Consider the following 8380-nt stretch of genomic DNA (forward strand, 5'->3'; position numbering starts at 1 on the left):
CTCAGCAGGCCTGACAACGAGTGCGAGGGTTTGACGACACGCTGAGCATGGATGAAGATCATTCATGCTTTTTTGCGTCTGGAAATGATATGGTGAGAACGTTGCGATTCCACGCAGTTTTCATCGTTTCTTCACGCACAGGATACGGAAGCAGAACAGTTCTTGACAGGCTTGTAAATGATGCCGAATCCCCGTTTTGCGCCGCCTCTTTTAATGCGACATGCAGATACCTTGATTTCGCCTCGATCATGATGTCGCCATTTTGAAATGACTCAGGGACGGTAATATCGACATAGAGCCCTCCTTTTTCGTCTCTGATGTTCATCGAAATGCTTGAATTCTCAAGCTGGTCAGATATGAGCTTTTGGAACGAATTCAATATTTCGTGAAAAGGAGAGGCGTAAAATAATTGTTCTACGGCTTCTTGAAAATCGTCTTTTTTGCTGAGTGAATGGCTGTCGTTTTCCTTGGAATCCATTCTCCATCACCTCGGATTTTTTATTTTCAGCTTATGCAAGGGCAGTTGATATGGTTATCAATTGATGGGAAATGGAAAGTGTGGTTAAATAGTGGGGAATCTAAAGAATTAATATTCAATCTGTCCCTCTTTTTACAGCAAGCATAAAGAGGCATATTGAAAGGAGCCCAATTGTATTGCTGAAAAAATTATTCGGTATTGGTCAAAAACAGGATGAAGTGAAAGAAGAAACCGTTTTTTCACCCGTTGACGGACAAGTATTGGAACTTTCGAAAGTGCCGGATCCCGTTTTTTCTCAAAAGATGATGGGTGACGGAATAGCAGTCGAACCTTCCAGCGGCGAGATCGTATCACCGGTTGACGGTGAAGTGATCCAGCTGTTCCATACAAAGCATGCCATCGGCATTCGCTCATTGTCTGGAGTGGAGCTCTTGATCCACATCGGACTGGAAACCGTTGCTATGGAAGGAGAAGGCTTTACCGCCCATGTCAAAGAAGGCGACAAAGTAAAAGTCGGCGATCCTATCATGACATGCGACTTGGAGCTGATCAAGGAGAAAGCGAGCAGCACGATTACGCCGATCGTCATTATGAACGGCGATGTGCTGGAGCGCATTACAAAGCATGAAGAGGAAAAGGCGAAAAAAAGCGAGACAAAGCTGATGGAGCTTAAAGTCAAGTGAATCAGAAAAGGCAGAGAGCGCTTCTCTGCTTTTTATTTTTCTTCATATTCACCTCTTCCAGAACGAACTGACATTCGCTAAAATAAAAGAGAAGAGGTGACAGCGTTGTTTCAAAAACGAAATTTAACCGAAATGATTCAGTTTCTGAAAGAAGACGAAGCTTTCAGCAAACAAATTGTTCATTGGCATACAATCGAGGAAAAAGAAGCGGATGACCGCGATTTTCCGGAGCATTTGCATGAAAAAATCGTTCATGCTTTACATAAAAGGGGGATTGAAAAGCTGTACTCCCATCAGGCTGACGCGTTCTCGCACAGTCAGAGCGGCAAAAACGTCACGCTTGTGACGCCGACAGCGTCGGGAAAAACCCTCTGCTACAATCTGCCTGTCGTTCAGCGGATGACAGAAGATCCAGATGCTCGGGCATTGTACCTTTTTCCTACAAAGGCTTTGTCACAGGATCAAAAAAGCGAGCTTAATGAGTTGATCGATGAGATCGGCGCATCCATCAACTGTTATACGTACGACGGAGATACATCGCCTGCGATCAGGCAGAAGGTCAGAAAAGCCGGCCATATCGTCATCACAAACCCGGACATGCTTCATTCGGCGATTTTGCCCCATCATACAAAATGGGTATCATTGTTTGAAAACCTGAAATATATCGTGATTGATGAGCTTCACGTTTACCGCGGTGTTTTCGGAAGTCATGTAGCCAACGTCATCAGACGGCTGATGCGCATCTGCGAATTTTATGGGTCGAAGCCCCAGTTCATTTGTACATCGGCGACAATCGCCAATCCTTTGGAGCTTGCTGAGACGCTCACAGGGCGGCCGATGCACCTTATCGCAAACAACGGTGCACCCGCGGGAAGAAAACACTTTTTATTTTACAACCCGCCGATTGTCAACCGCTCGCTGAACATTAGAAAAAGCGCCACATTAGAAGTCAGAAAGCTCGCCTCTGAATTTTTGCAAAACCAGATTCAAACGATTGTTTTTGCGAGAAGCAGAGTCCGCGTAGAAATTATATTGACGTACTTGCAGGAAGTCATGAAGCCGATTGTCGGCACCCACTCGATCCAAGGATACAGAGGAGGATATCTCCCAAACGAACGGCGCCTCATTGAAAAAGGGCTTCGCAGCGGGGAAATCAAAGGCGTTGTCAGCACGAATGCACTTGAACTAGGCGTTGATATCGGCCAGCTGCAAACCTGTATCATGACGGGATATCCGGGGACGATCTCAAGCGCCTGGCAGCAGGCGGGCCGGGCCGGAAGAAGGCATAATGAAGCGCTGATCGTCATGGTCGCAAGCTCAGCGCCGCTCGATCAGTATATTGTGCAAAATCCCGACTATTTCTTTAAACAAAATCCCGAGACGGCTGTCATTAATCCGGATAACCTTGTGATCCTCGTTGATCATATTAAATGCGCCGCTTTTGAACTGCCTTTTAAGCGAACCGAGACATTCGGCGAGACGGAGATCGAAGATATTCTAGAATATTTGACTGAAGAAAGGGTGCTTCACTTAAGCGGGGAAACCTACCATTGGATGAATGACGCTTTTCCGGCTCATGGCATCAGCCTGCGGTCGGCTTCACAGGAAAATGTCGTCATCATTGACCAGTCAAGCCGCGAGAAGGCGAAAGTGATCGGCGAGATGGACAGGTTCAGTGCGATGACACTGCTGCACGATGAAGCGGTCTATTTGCATCAAGGGGTTCAGTATCAGGTTGAGAAGCTGGATTGGGAGGAGAAAAAAGCGTTCGTCCGCGAAGTCAAAACCGATTATTATACAGACGCAAATCTTGCCGTTTTGCTGAAAGTGCTTGAAATTGACAAGACGAGACAAACAGATGCCGCAGCTTTCGGTTTTGGCGATGTGACAGTCCAGGCAAAAGCGACTATTTTCAAAAAAATAAAATTTGAAACACATGAAAATATCGGCTCCGGACCGATCCACCTGCCTGAAGAAGAACTGCACACAAATGCGGCTTGGGTGCAGCTCAATGATGAAGAACGCCGAAATTGGAACGAGATCAAACTGGAAGAAGCTTTATTGGGGGCCGCAAATGTTATCGGCTATGTCGCCGCTCTCAAGGTGATGTGCGATCCGTCTGATCTGCATGTTTTTCCGCAAATTAAAGCGGTTCATAATGAAAAGCCGACGATCTTTTTATATGACCGTTATCCCGGAGGCGTCGGTTTGTCCCAAAAGGTTTATGAGCAAATGCCGCAAATTATCAGTGAAGCGCACCAGCTGATTGCCAAATGTCCGTGTCGTTTTGGATGCCCGTCATGCATCGGAGTCCACGGTGAGAGCAATCAGACAAAAGACAATGCTTTGCGTCTTTTAAAAGGCTGGAAAGGTTGAGGTATAGATGTCTTTAAAAAGAAAGCTTAACCGCTATAAACATCACCTGGGAAATACAGAAAAAAGAGACGGGAAAGATGCCGGCTCTTCTTCTCAAACGTTATCAGCCCCGCCTCTTTCATTTGACAAAGAATGGGCTGCACTCGGCGTCAGGCCATATGTGTTTGAAGAGTGCTGCTGCCTGATCCGCGAAGTGGTTTATCCGCTGACACATGTTCACGGGAACTACTCGTTTGCAGAGCTTCACGACACAGTCAGCAAATGGAACGAGAGCGGTGTTTCACACGTTCTTTCAAGCAAAGGGTACAACCCGAGCCAGCTTTTTTTCTTTGATACAGAAACGACAGGGCTCGGTGGAGGAGCCGGCAATACGATCTTTTTGCTCGGCCATGCCAGAGTGTATGAAGATCGAGTCGTCGTCAAACAGCATCTGCTGCCCAAACCCGGAAACGAAGCGGCCCTTTATCACAGTTTTCTGAGTGAAGTCGATATTCAATCACTTGTTACCTACAACGGAAAAGCGTTCGATTGGCCTCAGGTCAAAACGAGGCATACGCTGATCCGAGACAGGGTTCCTGAATTGCCGGATTTCGGCCACTTTGACTTGCTTCACGGGGCACGCCGGCTCTGGAAGCATAAACTCGATCGCGTTTCTTTGAGCACCGTCGAAAAGGAGGAGCTGGGCGTCATCAGAACAGAGGATACGCCGGGATATTTGGCACCGATGATTTATTTTCAATTTTTAAAGGAAGAACGGCCGGAAATCATCGAGGGCGTTTTGCATCACAATGAGCTTGATGTGCTTTCTTTAATTACGCTTTATATCCATATATCGAAGAAGATCCTTTCCCCTGATCAGACGGCGGAAGCAAATGAAAAATACGCGATGGCCAAGTGGCTCATCGCCAATCAAGAAACAGAGCTTGCGACAGAGCAGTTAAAAGAGCTTGAGCTCAAGTCTTTTGAACAGTCTGAACGGGCGTCCTTCGATTTATCAATGCAATATAAAAAGCAAGGCATGCTGGAAAAAGCCGCCGGGCTCTGGCTGAAGCTGCAAAATGGAGCTGACGGGAAAACCGCCTTCCGAGCGGGCATCGAACTGGCCAAATATTTTGAGCATCAAGTACGGGATATCCCGGCTGCTTTGGAAATAACCCGCAAGTTTCATGGCCAATACGGCACAGGAGAGCTTGTGCTGACTGAAAGGGAAGCGGACGCTCTTGATTTCCGCCAACGGCGGCTGCTGCGGAAATACGGGCGAAATATTCCCCGGGCAAGCGCAGTAAGCGACGATGTTCGCCGGCAAACATGTAAAGAACGTTTTGAATTGTAGAAACTGATCAATTCTTGTAGAATAAACGTTAGAAATGTTTGAAGGGAGCGTCGATATGTATAAGGGGCTGTTTTATTTGTTTTTTATCGTTGTACTGTTTATTGTATTTGTTTTGACTAATTTCAAGGAAAGCTTTATGGCTTACTTTTAAAATAGGTTTTTATATTAGTACATGTTTCCCTCTTGCTTCATAGTTTAATAGTGTATATAGAAGCTTTAAGAAAGGGGATTTGTTCATGCACTGTAAACCACACATGATGAAGCCGATTGTTCATCCGACTCAATGCTGCTACAACCATACGCAAAGCAATACTGTTGTACCGCACATTCATCCGCAGCACGCAACCAATATTAATCATCAGCATTTTCAGCACGTCCATTACTATCCGCAGACTCAATCATCTGTCAACGAAGCATCTCATCAGCACTTTGTCAGCCCAGGACCCGGCCCAATGCAGGGACCGGGAGCAGGACCGATGCCAGGACCTGGAATGGGAATGGGCCCTTACTAATCGCAGCGGACGAAGGAAGTTTTGTCAGGGTGTATCAAGGCCGGTTTTGTGTAGCAAGCAGAATATCTTGAAAAAAATGGGGCGGATCAAAGCCCCATTTTTTTAGCAGGTGATAAAATGAAAGTGTTGGCTGTCACAGGGTACAAACCGTTTGAAATGGGGATTTTTAAACACGATGATCAAGCCCTTTTTTACATAAAAAAAGCGATTGAAAACCGGATTCTTGCTTTGCTTGATGAAGGGCTGGAATGGATTCTGATCTCAGGGCAGCTGGGGGCAGAATTATGGGCGGCGGAAGTCGCTTTTTCCCTTCAGGAAGAATATCCGGATCTGAAAGTAGCGGTCATCACGCCTTTTTTGGAGCAGGAAAAGAAGTGGAATGAGCAGAATAAGGAACATTATGAATCCGTATTGGCCCAAAGCGATTACACAGAAAGCCTGACGCACAGGCCTTATGAAAGCCCGGTTCAATTTAAGCAGAAAAACCGGTTTTTCATTGAAAAATCTGATGCCTTGCTGATCCTTTATGATGAAGAAAAGGAAGGTTCGCCTGTTTATATGCTGAACGAGGCCAAAAAGGCCCGGGAAAAACGCGATTTTCCGATCTACATGATCACGATGGATGATCTGAGAATGACCGTTGAAGATTACAGCTTTTATGAAGAATAAAATGTGGAAGAGAAAATTTGACATCGTACACGTTTTCTGAAAAAATATAAGATGATGATTCACGATATGAGGTGAAAAAGATGCTTGCTGATAAAGTGAAGCTTTCTGCTAAAGAAATTTTGGAAAAGGAATTTAAAACAGGAGTCAGAGGCTACAAGCAGGAAGATGTTGACAAATTTCTGGACATGGTCATTAAAGACTATGAAGCTTTCCATCAGGAAATCGAGGAATTGCAGCAGGAAAACCTGCATTTGAAAAAACAGCTGGAAGAAGCCAGCAAGAGACAGCCTGCTCAATCCAATACGACCAATTTTGATATTTTGAAACGACTATCTAATTTGGAAAAACATGTGTTTGGTAGTAAATTATACGATTGATGAAAAAGCCTTGCCCTATACAAAAATATAGGATATAATAGTGGATGTCTTAACGTTCGGGTAATCGCTGCAGATCTTTGAATCTGTAGAGGAAAGTCCATGCTCGCACGGTGCTGAGATGCCCGTAGTGTTCGTGCCTAGCAAAACCATAAGCTAGGGCAGCCTGTTTTTAGGCTGACGGCAGGAAAAAAGCCTACGTCTTTTCAGATATGGCTGAGTATCCTTGAAAGTGCCACAGTGACGAAGTCTCACTAGAAATGGTGGGAGTGGAACGCGGTAAACCCCTCGAGCGAGAAACCCAAATTTTGGTAGGGGAACCTTCTGGACGGAAATGAACGGAAAGAAGGACAGAGATGACTCTGTAGATAGATGATTACCACCTGAGTACGAGGCTGAAAAAGCCGATGGCAGTACGATGGAACAAAACATGGCTTACAGAACGTTACACACACTATTTATGATGACAATGTATAAGCTCTCCGCCAATAGGAGAGCTTTTATCATGTAAAAAACAAACATACATAAAACAGGTGATATGATGAAAACCTTTAAATTAATCGCAACAGCGCCGATGGGAATCGAGGCGATCGTCGCCAAAGAAGTGCGGGAGCTCGGATACGACTGCACCGTTGACAATGGAAAAGTGGTTTTTGAAGGGGATGCTCTCGCCATCTGCAGAGCCAATCTGTGGCTGAGGACAGCGGACAGGGTGAAAGTACAGGCTGCCGAGTTTACGGCGAAAACATTTGATGAATTGTTTGAAAAAACGAAAGCCATCGACTGGAGTGCCTTTATTCCCGAAAATGCAAAATTTCCAGTTGCGGGAAAATCAGTGAAATCGGTTCTGGCCAGCGTACCTGACTGCCAGCGCATCGTCAAAAAAGCGATTGCCGACAAGCTGAAATCGCAATATCAAAAACAACACGAGTGGCTTGAGGAAACAGGTCCGGAATACAAAATTGAAATCTCGCTTTTAAAAGATAAAGCAGTGATTACGCTTGATTCATCAGGAGTCGGACTGCATAAACGGGGTTATCGAACAGACCAGGGAGAAGCTCCGTTGAAAGAAACCCTTGCAGCTGCGCTTATTCTGCTGACAAACTGGACCCCTGACAGGCCGTTTGTTGATCCGTTTTGCGGTTCGGGAACGATTCCGATCGAAGCGGCGCTGATCGGACAAAACATTGCGCCGGGATTCAACAGGGACTTTGCCTCTGAAAAATGGGAATGGATCGGAAAAGAACTTTGGGATAAAGCGAGGATGGAAGTGGAGGAACAAGCGAATTATGATCAGCCTTTGTCCATTTCCGGATATGATCTCGACCACCGCATGATTGAAATTTCAAAAGCAAATGCCGAAGAAGCGGGGCTCGCTGATATCATTCATTTTAAACAAATGCAGGTCAAGGATTTTACGACAAAAGAGGAATATGGCGTGATTGTTGGAAATCCGCCGTACGGCGAACGCCTCGGCGAAAAACAGGCGGTTGAAAACATGTACAAAGACATGGGAAAAGCATTCTCAGGGCTTGATACATGGTCTGTTTATATGCTGACTTCAAATGAGCAATTTGAGGAATGCTACGGAAAAAAAGCGACAAAAAAACGAAAGCTCTTTAACGGCTTTATTAAAACAGACTATTATCAGTACTGGGGGAAAAGGCCGCTAAAAGCAAATAAAGAGTATACAAAGTAATGGTCGCTGTGCTGTCGGCAGCATCGACGATCTTTTTGTTCCAAATGAAAACCCCCGCTCTTAAAAGAGCGGGGGTTTTTATGCGTGCGTTCCGTTTTAGGCATGTGACCCCTTAGGAACACACACGAAACATTAATAAATCCATGAATCATTTTTCTTTTTGCAAGGCTCATGGTAGTAGTAGTCTTTCTTGCAATGGTCATGGCCGTAGTCTTTTTTGCAAGGATCGTAGTAGTAGCAGTCTTTCTTTCCATGG

The 8380-nt window shown here is 45.4% G+C and carries 8 protein-coding genes and 1 other RNA gene; 8 read left to right on the forward strand and 1 reads right to left on the reverse strand.

What is annotated here, in order from left to right; translation table 11 throughout:
* Window positions 1-58: 58 nt before the first annotated feature.
* Window positions 59-478, reverse strand: coding sequence for an Hsp20/alpha crystallin family protein (locus BTA30_RS21545; protein WP_076763984.1), 420 nt, complete (start codon window positions 476-478; stop codon window positions 59-61).
* Between the two features lie 176 nt (window positions 479-654).
* On the opposite strand from BTA30_RS21545, the gene BTA30_RS21550 reads away from it, so the two are divergent.
* The 8 genes from BTA30_RS21550 to BTA30_RS21585 all read left to right on the forward strand — a co-directional run bounded on the left by BTA30_RS21550 (window position 655) and on the right by BTA30_RS21585 (window position 8124).
* Window positions 655-1161, forward strand: a complete 507-nt coding sequence (locus BTA30_RS21550; RefSeq protein ID WP_076763986.1) for a PTS sugar transporter subunit IIA — start codon at window positions 655-657, stop codon at window positions 1159-1161.
* 132 nt (window positions 1162-1293) lie between these two features.
* Window positions 1294-3537 carry a DEAD/DEAH box helicase gene (locus BTA30_RS21555; RefSeq protein WP_076763998.1) on the forward strand — a complete coding sequence of 748 codons (2244 nt, stop codon included), beginning with the start codon at window positions 1294-1296 and terminating at the stop codon, window positions 3535-3537.
* 7 nt (window positions 3538-3544) lie between these two features.
* The gene (locus BTA30_RS21560) at window positions 3545-4870 is read left to right on the forward strand and encodes a ribonuclease H-like domain-containing protein (RefSeq protein WP_076763988.1); all 1326 of its coding nucleotides are present in this window, start codon (window positions 3545-3547) and stop codon (window positions 4868-4870) included.
* Between the two features lie 236 nt (window positions 4871-5106).
* Window positions 5107-5382 (forward strand): CotD family spore coat protein, encoded by a 276-nt coding sequence (locus BTA30_RS21565; protein WP_076763991.1) that lies wholly within the window; start codon window positions 5107-5109, stop codon window positions 5380-5382.
* A 117-nt stretch (window positions 5383-5499) separates the two neighbouring features.
* Entirely contained in the window at window positions 5500-6051 is a 552-nt protein-coding gene (locus tag BTA30_RS21570) for an SLOG family protein (protein WP_076763992.1), read from the forward strand.
* An 80-nt stretch (window positions 6052-6131) separates the two neighbouring features.
* A complete protein-coding gene (gene gpsB, locus BTA30_RS21575) occupies window positions 6132-6428 on the forward strand; it encodes a cell division regulator GpsB (RefSeq protein WP_076763994.1) in 297 nt (98 codons plus the stop codon).
* Window positions 6429-6480: 52 nt separating this feature from the next.
* Window positions 6481-6868, forward strand: an RNA gene (gene rnpB / locus BTA30_RS21580) — RNase P RNA component class B.
* Between the two features lie 98 nt (window positions 6869-6966).
* The gene (locus tag BTA30_RS21585; RefSeq protein WP_076763996.1) at window positions 6967-8124 is read left to right on the forward strand and encodes a THUMP domain-containing class I SAM-dependent RNA methyltransferase; all 1158 of its coding nucleotides are present in this window, start codon (window positions 6967-6969) and stop codon (window positions 8122-8124) included.
* Window positions 8125-8380 lie beyond the last annotated feature (256 nt).

Source organism: Bacillus swezeyi (assembly GCF_001969815.1).
GTDB lineage: Bacteria > Bacillota > Bacilli > Bacillales > Bacillaceae > Bacillus > Bacillus swezeyi.